Origin of the sequence: Sphingomonas sp. IW22 (assembly GCF_041321155.1) — a bacterium.
Taxonomy (GTDB): Bacteria; Pseudomonadota; Alphaproteobacteria; order Sphingomonadales; family Sphingomonadaceae; genus Sphingomonas.
Genome location: NZ_JBGGWB010000001.1, coordinates 383473 through 397622, shown reverse-complemented (window position 1 = coordinate 397622; position 14150 = coordinate 383473). Strand labels below are relative to the sequence as shown.

At 66.0% G+C, this 14150-nt stretch carries 15 protein-coding genes; 9 read left to right on the top strand and 6 right to left on the bottom strand.

Annotated features, from left to right (window positions below):
* Positions 1-39 precede the first annotated feature (39 nt).
* A complete protein-coding gene (locus ACAX61_RS01910) occupies positions 40-843 on the bottom strand; it encodes a sulfotransferase family protein (RefSeq protein WP_370713136.1) in 804 nt (267 codons plus the stop codon).
* A 115-nt stretch (positions 844-958) separates the two neighbouring features.
* On the opposite strand from ACAX61_RS01910, the gene ACAX61_RS01905 reads away from it, so the two are divergent.
* Genes ACAX61_RS01905 through ACAX61_RS01895 form a run of 3 tightly spaced genes read left to right on the top strand, consistent with a single transcriptional unit; the run spans position 959 to position 5051 of the window.
* Entirely contained in the window at positions 959-2998 is a 2040-nt protein-coding gene (locus ACAX61_RS01905; RefSeq protein WP_370713135.1) for an HAD-IIB family hydrolase, read from the top strand.
* Positions 2995-4131 (top strand): hypothetical protein, encoded by a 1137-nt coding sequence (locus ACAX61_RS01900; RefSeq protein ID WP_370713134.1) that lies wholly within the window; start codon positions 2995-2997, stop codon positions 4129-4131. Before ACAX61_RS01905 ends, ACAX61_RS01900 begins: the two co-directional genes overlap by 4 nt.
* Positions 4128-5051 carry a glycosyltransferase family 2 protein gene (locus ACAX61_RS01895; RefSeq protein ID WP_370713133.1) on the top strand — a complete coding sequence of 308 codons (924 nt, stop codon included), beginning with the start codon at positions 4128-4130 and terminating at the stop codon, positions 5049-5051. Before ACAX61_RS01900 ends, ACAX61_RS01895 begins: the two co-directional genes overlap by 4 nt.
* Here the strand turns inward: ACAX61_RS01895 and ACAX61_RS01890 are convergent.
* Positions 4973-6079: a glycosyltransferase gene (locus ACAX61_RS01890; RefSeq protein ID WP_370713132.1), complete on the bottom strand. Its 1107-nt coding sequence runs from the start codon at positions 6077-6079 to the stop codon at positions 4973-4975. The genes ACAX61_RS01895 and ACAX61_RS01890 overlap by 79 nt on opposite strands.
* 142 nt (positions 6080-6221) lie before the next feature.
* On the opposite strand from ACAX61_RS01890, the gene ACAX61_RS01885 reads away from it, so the two are divergent.
* The 4 genes from ACAX61_RS01885 to nadA all read left to right on the top strand — a co-directional run bounded on the left by ACAX61_RS01885 (position 6222) and on the right by nadA (position 9713).
* Positions 6222-6995 (top strand): SDR family NAD(P)-dependent oxidoreductase, encoded by a 774-nt coding sequence (locus tag ACAX61_RS01885; RefSeq protein WP_370713131.1) that lies wholly within the window; start codon positions 6222-6224, stop codon positions 6993-6995.
* 59 nt (positions 6996-7054) lie between these two features.
* Positions 7055-7912, top strand: a complete 858-nt coding sequence (locus tag ACAX61_RS01880; protein ID WP_370713130.1) for an MBL fold metallo-hydrolase — start codon at positions 7055-7057, stop codon at positions 7910-7912.
* Positions 7897-8619: a DUF4230 domain-containing protein gene (locus ACAX61_RS01875; RefSeq protein ID WP_370713129.1), complete on the top strand. Its 723-nt coding sequence runs from the start codon at positions 7897-7899 to the stop codon at positions 8617-8619. Before ACAX61_RS01880 ends, ACAX61_RS01875 begins: the two co-directional genes overlap by 16 nt.
* Before the next feature lie 83 nt (positions 8620-8702).
* Positions 8703-9713: a quinolinate synthase NadA gene (gene nadA, locus ACAX61_RS01870; RefSeq protein ID WP_370713128.1), complete on the top strand. Its 1011-nt coding sequence runs from the start codon at positions 8703-8705 to the stop codon at positions 9711-9713.
* Between the two features lie 136 nt (positions 9714-9849).
* On the opposite strand, the gene ACAX61_RS01865 is transcribed toward nadA, so the two are convergent.
* On the bottom strand, positions 9850-11028 hold the full coding sequence (locus tag ACAX61_RS01865; RefSeq protein WP_370713127.1) for a mechanosensitive ion channel family protein: 1179 nt from the start codon (positions 11026-11028) through the stop codon (positions 9850-9852).
* Positions 11029-11041: 13 nt separating this feature from the next.
* Positions 11042-12058: a DNA topoisomerase IB gene (locus ACAX61_RS01860; protein ID WP_370713126.1), complete on the bottom strand. Its 1017-nt coding sequence runs from the start codon at positions 12056-12058 to the stop codon at positions 11042-11044.
* 116 nt (positions 12059-12174) lie between these two features.
* Here ACAX61_RS01860 and ACAX61_RS01855 point away from each other — a divergent pair, with 116 nt between their 5' ends.
* Both ACAX61_RS01855 and ACAX61_RS01850 read left to right on the top strand, forming a co-directional pair.
* Entirely contained in the window at positions 12175-12726 is a 552-nt protein-coding gene (locus tag ACAX61_RS01855) for a type 1 glutamine amidotransferase domain-containing protein (protein WP_370713125.1), read from the top strand.
* A gap of 142 nt (positions 12727-12868) precedes the next feature.
* A complete protein-coding gene (locus ACAX61_RS01850) occupies positions 12869-13600 on the top strand; it encodes a hypothetical protein (RefSeq protein WP_370713124.1) in 732 nt (243 codons plus the stop codon).
* Positions 13601-13604: 4 nt separating this feature from the next.
* Here ACAX61_RS01850 and ACAX61_RS01845 read toward each other — a convergent pair whose 3' ends face one another.
* Together ACAX61_RS01845 and ACAX61_RS01840 are read right to left on the bottom strand one after the other, a co-directional pair.
* Positions 13605-13919: a hypothetical protein gene (locus ACAX61_RS01845; RefSeq protein ID WP_370713123.1), complete on the bottom strand. Its 315-nt coding sequence runs from the start codon at positions 13917-13919 to the stop codon at positions 13605-13607.
* Positions 13919-14095, bottom strand: coding sequence for a hypothetical protein (locus ACAX61_RS01840; RefSeq protein ID WP_370713122.1), 177 nt, complete (start codon positions 14093-14095; stop codon positions 13919-13921). The genes ACAX61_RS01845 and ACAX61_RS01840 overlap by 1 nt, the downstream gene beginning before the upstream one ends.
* Between the last annotated feature and the right edge of the window lie 55 nt (positions 14096-14150).

Here is a 14150-nt window from a genome sequence, read left to right as displayed (position 1 = left end):
ACGGTAGCGATAACGGCCTGCCGGGCAAGCCCCGCCTCTTTATCGACTGACCAGCCGGTCGGTGACGCTGCGGAAATAATGACGGCCCATTGTGATCGCGACCGGACCGACATCGCGCAGATCGCGGCCATAGCCGAACCGGCTGGCAATGGGGCCCGCGGGATCGGCCGCCGCTCCGGTATAGCGGTCATTCCGATTGCCGATTTCGGTGGCGGGCGGCGGGATCGCAACGCCAGTCAGGGCGGACAGACGCGCCAGCTGTCCAGCGGGATCGGCGGTCAGATCCTCATAACGAACGATGGCATAGTTATGCAGGTGCGGCAGGTCGTCGAGCAGGAGCGAATGGGCATGGCTCCAGTGGGCGAGCAGTTCGGCTTCGCTTTGGTCGGTCCACTTTGTCGTTGCGCGTGCGACAGCCAGCGGATGGCGGACCACGAACACAAACATCGCCGTCGGGAACAGGCACTGATACAGGCGTGACCGCAGCAGGTTGACCGGCGACTTTTCGATCCGAAGCGCGGTGTCGGCAGGGAACCAGCCGTCCCATTCGGCCGCGATGCGCCGTGCAACTTCATGCGTGTTGAACGCGCTATCCTCGGTCAGATGCTGTGCCGGGTCAAAGGCGAACCGTCCCGGAATGCCATTCTGCGCGCCATGCGGGATCGCACCCTGAAGATAGACGCCCTCCTGCTCCGGCACGGGAGCGTCGCGGATCGCACCGATTTCGGGCGCGGCGCCCAAACGGTCGGCGACCAGCGTCGTCCCGCTTCGATGCAGACCACCGACGAACACATAGCGAGCAGACCTGCCAGACGATGCCGACGGGCGAAAAAGTTGATGCAAATCAATAGCCTTTTTTGTCGAGAGGCGTTCGGTTCATGCAACCAAGCGCGTAACGATCGGTTTGGGATTGCGCTCCCCCGCAAGGGAGTTTCATTCCTGAAGCGGAGACCGGCCGGTGCGTATCCTGACCCTGGCGCTGGGCGGTTGCCTGAAAGCGCCGCCCGTTCAGTTCGGCCTGACCGAGGATACCGGCGGCCACATCACCTATATTCTCGGTGCCGCCTTTGCGCTGGCCGCGCGGTCGGACGTGCAGCATGTCGAGATCGTCACCCGACTGATCGACGATCCGATGTTGGGGGATGTCTACGCCCGGCAGCACGAACTGATCGGTGAAAAGCTGGCGATCCGGCGGATTGATTCGGGCAATCGCGCCTATCTGAGCAAGGAAGCGAATGCCGCTGACCGCCCGGCCTTTACCGCCGCGCTGATCGACTATCTGGCGCAATGTCCGGTCCGCCCCGATGTGATCCACGCCCATTTCGCGGACGCTGCCGAAGTCGCGATTGCGGTGCGCGAGCGGCTGGGCATCCCGTTTGTTTTTACCGGCCATTCGATGGGCATCGACAAGCTGAGCTGCACCGACCGCCCCTGTCCGGGGATCGAGCGGCGCATCGCGCTGGAGACGCAGGCGGTGCGCGCCGCCGATGCGATCATCGCATCCTCCCGCGACGAGGCCGAGCGGCAGTTGATGTGCTACCCCGGCGCCGACGCAGCGCGCATTCATTGTGTGCCGCCGGGCGCCAGCCTGGATGAGGACCGGGCCGCCAGCAGCGCCCGCGCGCGCCGCCTGGTCGCGCCGTTCCTGCGCGATGCCGACAAGCCGATGCTGTTGGCGATTGCGCGGCCCGTTACGAAGAAAAACCTGGCGGGGCTGGTCGACCTTTACGCCGCCGATCCGCTGCTGCGTGAGCGAGCCAATCTGGTCATCGTCGCCGGACTGCGCGACGCGCCTGACAGTGGAGAGGCGGAGCAGCGCGGCGTGATCGCGGATCTGATCGACCGGCTGGATCGTCACGATCTTTACGGCCGCATGGCGCTGCCCAAACGGCATGAACGCGCAGATATCGCCTCTCTTTATGCCATGGCGCGGGAGACGAGCGGCGTCTTCGTCAACCCGGCCTTTACCGAACCCTACGGCCTGACCCTGACCGAAGCGGCGTTTCACGGCGTGCCCGTGGTCGCGACGGCTCACGGCGGACCGGCGGATATTGTTGCGGCGCTGGGTCATGGCGTCGTTGCCGATCCGCGCCAGCCGGGCTCGTTCGCCGCGGCGATCCGCGCCCTGCTGGACGATCCTGCGCGCTGGGCGGCGGCATCGGCGGCCGGGCAGTGCAATGCCGGGCGACTGGACTGGCATGCTTATGCCGACCGCTTTGTCGCCATCGCGCGCGGACTTCGCGACGTGCCGGTCGCTGCGGCGCGGTTCGAGCGATTGTTGCTTTGCGACATCGACAACACCCTGACCGGCTGTCGCGATGGCGCGGCGGAGCTTTGCCAATGGCTGGGTCAGCGGCCTCAGATCGGCTTCGGCATCGCCACGGGACGCTCGCTTCAGGAAGCGCAGCGGCTGCTGTCCGAATGGCGTTACCCCGATCCCGCTGTGATGGTCACGTCGGTCGGCAGCGAAGTCTATTGGCGGGCGGGCGGGCGGCTGATCGCCGACCGCGACTTTGCCGCCGCGATCGACGCGGGATGGGATGCGGATGGCATTCGCGAGGTAGCGGCACGCGTCGCCGGGCTGGTCATGCAACCGCCGGTTGAACAGCGCCGCCATAAGCTCAGCTGGTTTGCGGATGCCGATGCGGCGGCGCGGCTGCGCCTTGCCATGACGGCGGCGGGCCTGCGGGTTCGGGTGATTCACAGCCACGGCAATCTGCTGGACGTGGTGCCACACGGTGCGGGCAAGGGCGCGGCAATGCGCTGGATCGTCGATCGCATGGCCCTGCCGCTGGAGCGGGTTCACGCCGCCGGTGACAGCGGCAACGATCTGGACATGCTGGAGCAATGCCCCAACGCGATCCTTGTCGCCAACCACAGCCGCGAATTGCGCGACCTGGCCCAGCGCAAGGGCATTTTCGTTGCGCGTCGCCCGCATGCCGGCGGCATCGTCGATGCGATGCGCCTTTCCTCCTCTGGCGCACAGGTGAGCTGTTGACCGCACCCATCGGCTATTTCGTCCACCATCAGGGTCGTGGCCATGCCGAGCGGGCCGCCGCGCTGATCCACGCGCTGCCCCCTGAGCGGCCGGTCACGCTGTTCTGCGCACGCGACGACATTTTCCCGCCGTTGCCGTCCAGTGCAACGGTGCAGCGGATCCCCTCGCTGTTCGAGCCGCCGGTCGATGCCCCCGAAGCATGGGCGAGCGCGCCGACGCCATCGACGCTGCATTGCGCGCCGCTGGGCTGGTCCACCATTGCCGAGGCTGTGGCCGTAATTACCGGATGGTTCGCGACGGCCCGCCCGGCATTGTTCATCACCGACGTGTCGTCGGAACTGGCGCAACTGGCGCGGATCGCATCGGTGCCGTGCGTCACCGTCCTTCAGCATGGCGCGCGGGGTGATGCGGGGCATATGGCTGCGTATGAGGGCGCGGTGGGCGTTCTGGCACCTTATCACGCAGATCTGGAACAGCCGGGGCGGCCGGATTGGATGCTGGCCAAGACCCATCACGCCCCCGGCCTTGGCGTAGCGATCCCATCCACCACGCGGGCGGAGGCGCGTGCGGCGCTGAATCTGCCCATGGACCGTGAAATCATACTGGCGGTGGCTGGCGGCGGCGGTACGGGCACGCCCGCCACGCCGCTGACGCTGGGCGCACGGGCAGAGCCGGACACGCTATGGCTGACGATCGGGGAAGTGGCGAGCGAATGGCACGCCACGCCGCCGGGCAATTTGCGGCACATGGGCTGGGTTTCTGATCCCGAACGATGGATCGCGGCCGCTGACCGGGTGGTTTCTTCAGCCGGCAATACGACCGTTCATATGATCGCGGCACTGGGGCGGCCATGGATAGTGGTGCCCGAATGGCGATATTTTGACGAGCAGTTATGGAAGGCGCGGATGCTGGATGCGGCGGGCGCGGCGGTGGCGCTGGATCACTGGCCTTCGCACGGGGACGGTTGGGCCAAGGCATGGGCGCGTGCCTCGGAAATCGATCCGGCGGCGCAGCGGCGGCTGGTCGATGCCGACGCGGCGGCGGATGCAGCGGCATGGCTTGAGCGGCTGGCCAGCTGGGCCGATGTCCCGGCACGGTCCGCCATACCCCTGATCGCGGAGCCGGTCGCATGAGCCTGTCGGTCTGCACGCTGGGCTTTGGCCGCGCCGGGCATCTGGCCAATCTGGTGTGTGGCCTAGATCGACAGACCGTTCGCCCGGCGGAACTGGTGATCGGCGTGATGCAGTCCGAACCCTATGCCCTGCCGGACACGGCCTTTCCCGTACGCCAAGTGATGCTCGACGCGCCGCACCTGCCGCTGGCGGCGGCGCGCAACGCGGCGGCGCGGGCGGCGATGGGGGAGCATCTGGTATTCCTCGACATTGATTGCATTCCCGACCCCGATTTCGTCGCGGATTATGCCGATCGGTTGGCGGGGCACGACGCGGTACTGATGGGGGAGGTGATGTACCTGCCTGCCGGGGCGACCGATAAGGGGATCGACTTCCCCCACTTCGCAACCGTGGCCGAAAAGCACAGCGAGCGCGCGGGTCCGCCCATCACGCCGACCGGCATCTGCCGCGACTATCGTTGTTTCTGGTCGCTGAACTTCGCGATGCGGCGTGACCGTTTTCTGGCGCTTGGCGGCTTTGACGAGCGGTATCGCGGTTATGGCGGGGAGGATACGGATTTCGGGCGCACGCTGGCGGAGGCCGGGGTGCCGATCCTGTGGGCGCGCGGCGCGCGTGCCTATCACCAATATCACCCGCACCATATGCCGCCGGTCCACCATGTCGAAAGCGTGCTGGCCAACGCCCGGCGCTTTCGCGACAAATGGGGCGAGTGGACCATGCAGCACTGGCTTCGCGCATTTGTGCTGATGGGGCTGATCGAACGGCGGGGCGATGATTACGCGGTGCTTCGCGCGCCCGGTGCCGACGATTTGGCACTGACGGCGCAGCAATCGCACCGCCCCTATGCCAGCAGCGCGCGGGTGCTCGAGATGCTTGAGGCCGGGCGCGTAGCCGACGCGTCGTCATATGCGGCGGCATAGCGGGCGATCATCGCGTCCGCGCTGAAGCATTGTTCTGCCCGGCGGCGACACTGCGCGCGCGATACGCTCAGCGCGCGGTGGATGGCGGCGGGCAGTGCAGCTTCATCGGCGGCCAGGGCGCCGCAATCGCCGATCACCTCCGCCATGGCGCCCCGATCCAGCGCTGCGACGGGAACGCCGGACGCCAGCGCCTCTGCCGCCACCAGCCCAAAGGGTTCATCCCACATCGGCGTACTGAGCACGACCAACGCCGCCGCGACCCGATGCGCCAGTGCGCTGCCCGACAAATGACCCAGATAGGTGTGTGGCGCTCTGAGATAGGGGGCAAGTTCGGCGAAATAGTCCGAACACTCGACCGGCCCGATCAGGTCCAGCGCGATGCCCGCCGCGTCGGCGGCCCGCAGCGCCGTCAGCGTCCCCTTGTTCGGGGTAATCCGCCCGAACCAAAGTGCGCGACCATTGCCCCGATCGGCAGGGCGCCAGCGCGACAGGTCGATGCCGTTATGCGCGACACGGATCGCGTCGTTTTTGCCCCATAATGGCAGCTGGCTGGCCGACGGCACCGTCAGTTTCAGCCAGGGCGCCCGGTTGCGCGCGACCGCGTCGCGAAGCGGGCCAAAGGGCGGGACGTGCAGCGACGTGACCATCGGCACGCCGTCGCGCAACGCCCAGTCGTGAATGGGTGCGAACAGGCTGTTATTGTGGACGATGTCGAACCCGCCCGACAATATCGCGGACCAGCACCGGGCATAGGCATCGGCCAGCCAGGCGTTCAGCCGGTCGGTCCCGCGCCACAGCGCCCATGGCAGTTCGCCTTCATAAGCCAGTGGCGCCACCGACACGACGGGCAGGTCGGGCGCGCTGTCGCCGCTGGCGAACAGGGTCACCTGATGCCCCGCATCCTGCAACGAGCGGACCAGCAGATCGCAATGCGCCTCCATCCCACCCATGAACGGCGGTGCGATGGGGTGGCGAAGGTGCGCGACCACCGCGATCCGGCGGGGGCGGGAAGCTGCTTCGTGGATCAAGCGGATTGGCCTTTCGGATCGGGTGCCGGGGTGAAACGAGGGGAATGGCGCGCCGTTCCGAACGCAGCCGTCGGGAACGACCGCTCCATTTAGACGCTTAGGCCAGTGAAAGCGCGGGCGGGCAGTTTCAAGGAGATGGCACATGGCGAACGGACTGGCAGTAATCACCGGCGCATCGACGGGTATCGGCCGCGAACTGGCGCGCATTGCCGCGCGTGAAGGCTATGATCTGGTGCTGGTCGCCGACGAGCCGCAGATCGACGTGGCAGCCGGCGAATTGCGCAGCGAGGGCGTTGCGGTTGAGGCGGTAGAGGCCGATCTTGCGACGTTCGAGGGTAATGACCGGTTGCTGGCGGCAGTCGCCGGTCGCCCGATCGACATCCTGATCGCCAACGCCGGACGCGGCCTTGGCCACGCCTTTGTCGATCAGTCGCCCGACGAATGGCGTCGCGTGATCGACACCAACGTCACGGGCACCACCTATCTGTTGCAGAAGGTCGCGAAGACGATGGTGGGGCAGGGCGCGGGCCGGATCCTGATCGTCGGTTCGATCGCGGGGCTGATCCCCGGCGCCTATCAGGCGGTGTATAACGGCACGAAGGCGTATCTCGACAGCTTTGCCTATGCCCTGCGTGAGGAGCTTAACGACACCGGCGTGGTCGTGACCGTGCTGATGCCGGGACCGACCGACACGCAGTTCTTTGCCCGTGCGAACATGCTCGACACCCCCGTCGGGCAGGATGACAGCAAGGAAGATCCCGTAAAAACCGCCGAGAACGGGTGGAAGGCGATGATGGACGGATCGGCCCACATCGTTTCTGGCGCAAAGAACAAGATTCAGGCCGCCCTGTCGCACCTGACCCCCGACACGATGCTGGCCAAGCAACATACCAAGATGGCCAAGCCCGACGCCTGATCCCGTTGGCCCCGCCGCGCCCCCTTGCCGGGGGCGCGGCGGGCGGCCACATGGGTGGCATGATCGAAGACCCTGTCGGCGCGGCCGTGCCGCTCGACCCGCTGGTGGTGCGGGTGCTGGCCGGCAATGCCTCACCCTTTACCCATACCGGTACGCAGACGCATCTCGTCGGGCGCGACGCTCTGGCGCTTATCGACCCCGGACCGGATGATGCCGACCATCTGGCGGCGCTTTTGTCCGCGATCGGCGGGCGGCCCGTCGTCGCCATCATGGTCACGCATACGCACCACGACCACAGCCCGCTGGCCGCCCGGCTGCGCGAGGAAACCGGCGCGCCGGTCATCGGCTGCGCGCCGCTCACCATGGCCGATGCCGGTCCGCGTGCCGACCGGGCGTTCGATGTGGAATATCGGCCGGACCGCGTGCTGGGCGACGGCGATGTGGTGGATGGCGACGGCTGGACGCTTCAGGCGATTGCAACGCCCGGTCACACGTCGAACCATCTGGCCTTTGCCCTGCCACAGGCGCAGGCACTGTTCAGCGGTGATCATGTCATGGGATGGTCCACCACCATCGTCTCACCCCCCGATGGCGACATGGGGGATTACATGGCCAGCCTTGAAAAGCTGATGGGCCGGGACGAGCGTATCTATTACCCCGCCCATGGGCAGGCGATCGACAATCCGCAGCGGCTGGTGCGCGGGATGCTGGGCCACCGCAAGCAGCGCGAGGGTCAGATCCTGCGCCTGCTGGCACGCGCGCCTGCCGACATCGCCGCAATGGTCGATGCCATGTATGTCGGGATCGACGCCCGGCTGAAGCCGGCGGCCGAACGATCGGTCCTGGCGCATCTGTTCGACCTGCGCCGCCGCGGCGCCGTCACCGAAGGAGAGGGGGCATTGTGGCACGCCGCATGAGGGGAGAGGCATGGCGCATGATCGTCGCGCTGGCGCTGTTGGTCGGCGTGGTCGGCGGCCTGCTGCTCGCGTGGAGCGAGTATCGCGACCGTCACGCCGTCACGAAGCCCGTTGAGGCACCCGAAGGGCCGGCCGTGACCCAGATCGTCACCGCAAAGATGGCGGGCATGGGCGACCTGCGCGTCGCGCGCCTGTCGGGCACGGTTCAGGCGGCGGCGACCGATGTGCGCTGGGGTGGCCTGCTCAAATCGGGACGCGTGGCCAAGATGCCCTATTCGGTCGACTATCATGTCGATCTGTCGAACATCTCCGAACGCGACATGCAGTGGGACGAGGATGATCGCACGCTGATCGTCGATGCACCCGACGTGACGGCTGACCGCGCCAATATTGACGACGGCAAGGCCAGCGTGGTCGAGCGCAGCGGGGTGCTGGTCACGCGTGAGGCAGGCGAGCAATTGAGCGCGCAGGTATCGCGCGCCGCCGATGGCGCTGCACAGCGGGAAGCGACATCGCCTGAACGCATGGCACAGGCGCGTGAACTGGCGCGCGCGGCGATTGCCCGGACATTCCGCGCACCGCTGGTGGCGGCGGGGCAGGGGGATGCGCGGGTCGTCGTGACGTTCCCGGCCGAACGCGGCGCCCGCTACCGCGAGCAATGGGACCAGTCGCGCCGCCCGGAAGAGGTGCTGGCCGAACCGCGCTGAGCCTGATGCCGCTTCGCCCTTGATCGCGCGAGCGCGTGGGGCCATGTGGGCGCGCAACGTATTTGACGGGGATTTTGGGCATTATGGACGCGCGCAACGGTATCGGCGGGACGCTTCAGGGCGTCGACCTGCTGGCAGAGATCGACCGGCTGCGTCGCGAACGCAACGCCGTGATCCTGGCCCATTATTACCAGAAGCCGGAGATTCAGGATCTGGCCGATTTCGTTGGCGACAGCCTGGAACTCAGCCGCAAGGCGGCGGAAACCGACGCCGATGTCATCGCCTTTTGCGGCGTGCGTTTCATGGCGGAAACGGCCAAGATCCTCAGCCCGCAAAAGACGGTGATCCTGCCCGACATGGACGCCGGTTGCAGCCTGGAGGACAGCTGCCCGCCCGAACAGTTCGCGGCATTCCGCGCGCAGCACCCGGACCATATCGCGCTGACGTACATCAACAGCTCGGTTCAGGTGAAGGCGCTGTCGGACATCATCGTCACGTCGTCTTCCGCCGAAAAGATCCTGGCGCAGATCCCGGAAAGCCAGCCGATCATCTTTGGCCCCGACCGGCATCTGGGCGGTTATCTCGCGCGCAAGTTCGGGCGCGACATGCTGTTGTGGCCGGGCGTGTGCATCGTCCACGAAGCGTTCAGCGAAACCGAGCTGCTCAAGCTGAAGGCGGAGCATCCGGGCGCGCCGGTGGCGGCGCATCCTGAATGCCCGGCGCATATCGTCGAACATGCCGAATATGTCGGATCGACCAGCGGCATCCTCGATTATGCCAAGACGATGCCCGGCGACACGCTGATCGTCGCGACCGAGCCGCACATAATCCATCAGATGCAAAAGGCGGTGCCGCACAAGCTGTTCATCGGCGCACCGGGTGCGGACGGCAACTGCAACTGCAACATCTGCCCCTATATGGCGATGAACACGCTGGAGAAGCTGTATCTGGCGCTACGCGACCTGACCCCGCGCATCGAGATCGAGGAGGAGCTTCGGCTGAAAGCCAAGCGCAGCCTGGATGCGATGCTGGACATGGCGTCGGCCACCATCGGTCAAGGCGATCTGGGTCCGGTGACGGTCACCGGCGCCTGAGCCGGGTCGGACGAACAGCCGCATCGCACCAATTGCAGCCGCCAGCGCCAGCACCATTGCGGCGCTGCGTGCGGCATGCCCTTGATCCAGCCCCGCGAACGCTGACGGCGAACCGCGGCGTCCGACGGGCTGATGATCACTCCGCCTCTACGGTCCTCACCGGCTGCACTTCGGCATAGGGCATGACCATGCGCCCGTCGGGGGCGGCGGTGAAGGTTGTTTGGGTCGGGTAGGCGATCTCGATCCCGTCATTGTTGAAGCGTTGCAGGATGGCGAGGCCGATGGCGGTGCGCCCGTCATAGAAGCTGACATAATCCGGGCCGGGCGAATCGAACTCCAGTTCGAAATCCAGGCTGGAGGCGCCAAAGCCGACAAAGCCCGCACGGATGAAGATCTTGTCGTGGGACTCGACGATCTCCTTCAGAAGGCCGGGGATTTTCGCGCATACTTCCGGCGCCGTCTGATAAATGACGCCGATTACGAACTTGGCCCGGCGATGATCGCGGCGGGTGTTGTTCTGGATTTCCTTGTCGAGCAGGTTCTTGTTCGAGATGATCCGCTCTTCACCCTGAAAGCTGCGGATGCGCGTCGATTTCAGGCCGATTTCCTCGATATTGCCGGACGTTGTATCGTAGCTGATGCTGTCGCCCTTGCGAAACGGCTTGTCGAAGATGATCGACAGGGCGGCGAACAGGTCGGCGAAAATGCCCTGTGCGGCCAGACCAATGGCGATACCGCCGACGCCCAGACCGGCGACAAGGCCAGTGACGTTGACGCCGAGGTTGTCCAGAACGACGATCAGCGCGATCGCGAATACGGCAAAGGTGACCAGCAGCCGGATCAGGCCCATGGCGGTGCCCAGTGCCTCGCTACCGCGATGGTCGCCCTGCGTCCGCGCCTCGACCAGCCCCAGGATGACTTCGCGCACCCAGGTTGCAGCCTGAAACACGGCGGCGACGGTGAAAAAGAAATTGGTGGTGGTCACCACCCCCTGCGGCGCGTCGGCCACACCAACCACCAGCTTGGCTGCCACCATGGTCATGAAAAAGCGGTTGGTGCGCGAAATCGCACGGCCCAGAATGCCCGACCATCCGGTGACGATGGGCTGCCGCTCGCAATATTTCTTGCCCCAGCGCTTGAGCGTGTCGAGCGCCAAGACGATCAGCGCGGCCACGCCGACCGCGATCAGGATCTGAAGCCAGTGGCCGGCCACCCATTCCAGGCTGTCGCGCACCAAGGCGTTGAACTGGCGCTGGACGCCGGCGGGATCAATGTCGGGAAGGGCGGCCGTTTCCGCCGCGCTGTTATTGCTCATCTCGGCTCCATCGTCAGGCCGCCCGTGCGGGGGCGCTGTCGTCGTCAAGGTCGTTCAGGAACGCGATCAGGCCGCGCTCGGCGCGGGTCAGGTGCCGCGTGGACCGGGGTAGCTTGATGCGTGCGCGGAGCGCAAGTTGTGCCGAGTTGTCCTTTGCCAGCGCGACCAGTGCGGGGTGGACATAGCTTTTGCGCGCAATGGCAGGCGTGTTGCCCAGCGCCTCTACCACCGGTTCCAGCATCGTTTTCAGCCCGATCGGCGCGTCAGCGGTGGCCAGAGCGCCAAAAGCGATGGCGCTGGCGCCCCATGTGCGGAAATGCTTGGCGGTGAAATCGTCGCCCATTGCCGCGCGGATATAGCTGTTCACGTCGCTGGAGGTGACCGGGTGAGAGACGCCGTCGTCATCCAGCCAGCGAAACAGGTGCTGCCCCGGCAGATCCTGGCATTTCCGAACGAAACGGATCAGCGAATTGTCGGTCAGGGTCAGCACCCGCTGCTTGCCCGATTTCGCCCGATACTGCAGCCGCAACCGGCTGCCCGTCAGCTTGGCATGGCGACGACGAAGGGTGGTCGCGCCAAAGCTCTTGTTCGCTTTCACATAACCTTCATTGCCGACGCGCAGGCGGCCCAGGTCGAGCAGGCGGACAACCGCCGCCACCGCGCGTTCACGGCTGAGCTTGCGGCCCGCCAAATCCTTTTCCACCTGTTTGCGAAGAAGGGGCAGGCGTTCGCCGAACCCGGCGCAGCGCGAGTATTTTGCCGCTTCCTGCGCGTCGCGGAAATCGGTGTGATAGCGATATTGCTTGCGGCCCTTTTCGTCCCAGCCCACCGCCTGAATATGGCCATTTGGGTCGGGGCTGAACCACGCATCGCGATAGGCGGGGGGCAGACCGATGCGGTTCAGCCGGTCGATCTCCTCCCGGTCGGTGATGCGTTTGCCCGTCACATCCCAATAACCCCAGCCGTGGCGCACTTTTCGGCGGGTGATCCCCGGTTCGCTGTCATCGCAGTAAAAGATTGTCGGGGCCATGGGTCGCCATTGTTGCGGGTTGGCTCGATCAATGCGCGGTTCCCCGCTTCGTTCCGGGAACAAGCCTGTGCCGGGGCGGGTTGGAGGTGCCGAACCCCCAAAGGAGCTTTTTCCCCATGGCTGACCTCAATTCGCGCGTGCTGATCCTTGCCACCGACGGTTTTGAACATTCCGAGCTGTTCGATCCGCGCCAGGCCCTGCTGGACGCGGGCGCAAAGGTGACGCTCGCCTCGATCAAGACCGATCCGATCCAGGGCGTGAAGAACGACAGCGACCCGACCGAGACGATCACCCCCGACCTGACGCTGGATCAGGTCGATATCGATGATTACGACGCGCTGCTGCTGCCGGGCGGTGTCGGCAATCCCGACAAGATGCGAATGGAGGACAAGGCGGTCGATATCGTCGAGGAATTCATGGACGAGGGCAAGATCGTTGCCGCCATCTGCCACGCGCCGTGGCTGCTGGTAGAGGCCGATGTGGTCGATGGCCGCCGCATGACCAGCTGGCCTTCGGTTCGCACCGATCTGGAAAACGCAGGGGCCGAGGTTGTGGATGAGGAAGTCGTGATCGACGGCAACCTGATCACCAGCCGCAATCCGGGCGACATCCCCGCCTTCAACCGGGCCTTGATCGAGGCGCTGGAAAAGGTCGGCGCCGACGCCTGATTCCTGACGGATCGCGGCGCGATGACGGTTTCGCGCCGCGATCCGCAGACCGGAAAGCGTGCGGCCCCTAACGGGCCGTCGCATATTTCGCGCCGCCAGCCGTTTACAAAGGGCGGGCGAACGCCGCATACATGGCCTCGACATGGTCGCCCATCCTGCCCGCCGACGCTGGATTCTGCCTCACAGCCTGATCGCGGGCGCGATCGTCGCGCTGCCGGCGGCGGCGGCTGTTGCATTGCTGCCCGAATGGCGGGTGGAAGGGCTGGCGCAGGATTCGCGACTGTCGGTGCTGGTCCCCGCATCGCCGTTGCCGATGGTGTCGGGCGCGCGACTGGCGCTGATGCTGTTGGCGGTGATGGTGACGGGCGGCGGCACATGGCTCGCTGTCCGGCGGCTGGCCCCGCCAGACCGCGTGCCGCGCCTGATCACCCGGCGGATCGACGACGCGGACATGCTTATCGATGAAAATATGCCAGTCGTAACCGCGCCCATCGTGGAGCAGGTCGTGGAGCCGCAGCCTGTCAACCCGGCCGCTGAATCTCCCGCGCCTTCGCCGCCGGTCGAACGGGAATTGCCCGGTGACCTGGACATGCCGCTGGCTGCCTTTGACCCCGGCGCGATCCGGGAGAAGCCGCCGGTTCAAGTCGAGCCGGTAGATGCGCTGCCGGTCGAGCGGCTCGCCCCCTTGCCCTTGCCCCGGCAATATGACGATGCACCGATCACGGCGCCGGATACCCGCGCGACGGTGCATGCGATGTTCAAGAAGCTGGAGCGCGGCGTTCGCGGTCCGGCGGACCGGGCAGCGAGCAACCGCGAATCCAGCAGCGACTTCGACGAAGCGCTTGCCACGCTGAAGCGCTTCGCCGGCCGCTAAGGGATCAGGCGACCTCGACCGTCAGTGCCTCGACGCTTGCGTCGATCATTCCGCCTTCCTCCCTGGTCCGCACGACCACACAATCGGCCATCAGATGCCCCCGCATCGGCAGTTCCGCCTCAGACAGGGTTGCCAGCCAGGTTCGCGCCGCCGCGGTATCGATCAAGCTTAGTTCAAGGGCATGGCGAGCGCCGGTAAATGTCGCGCTCGCCCAGCGCGTCACGACCGCGTCGGTCACCACCATCGATATCGCCGCGCGGGTCGCGGACAGCGACAGGGCGCGTTCGACCAGCGTTCCGGCATCGGGTCCGCGCGCCATCAGGAACGCTTTCCCGACAGAAATTGCTCGATCCGCGCGCGCATGGACGCGCCGGGCCGCCGACCCCGCCGCATGTCCAGCACCAGGCGCGGATCGCTCGCCACCTTTCGCCCGAACAGCGTGACCGACATCCCCGTCCGCCGTAGATACGCCTCGATTCTGGGCAGCAACTCCATCCAACATCTCCCCGCTACGACTCACCCGTTCATGTTCTGTTCTCAAAAATCCAAC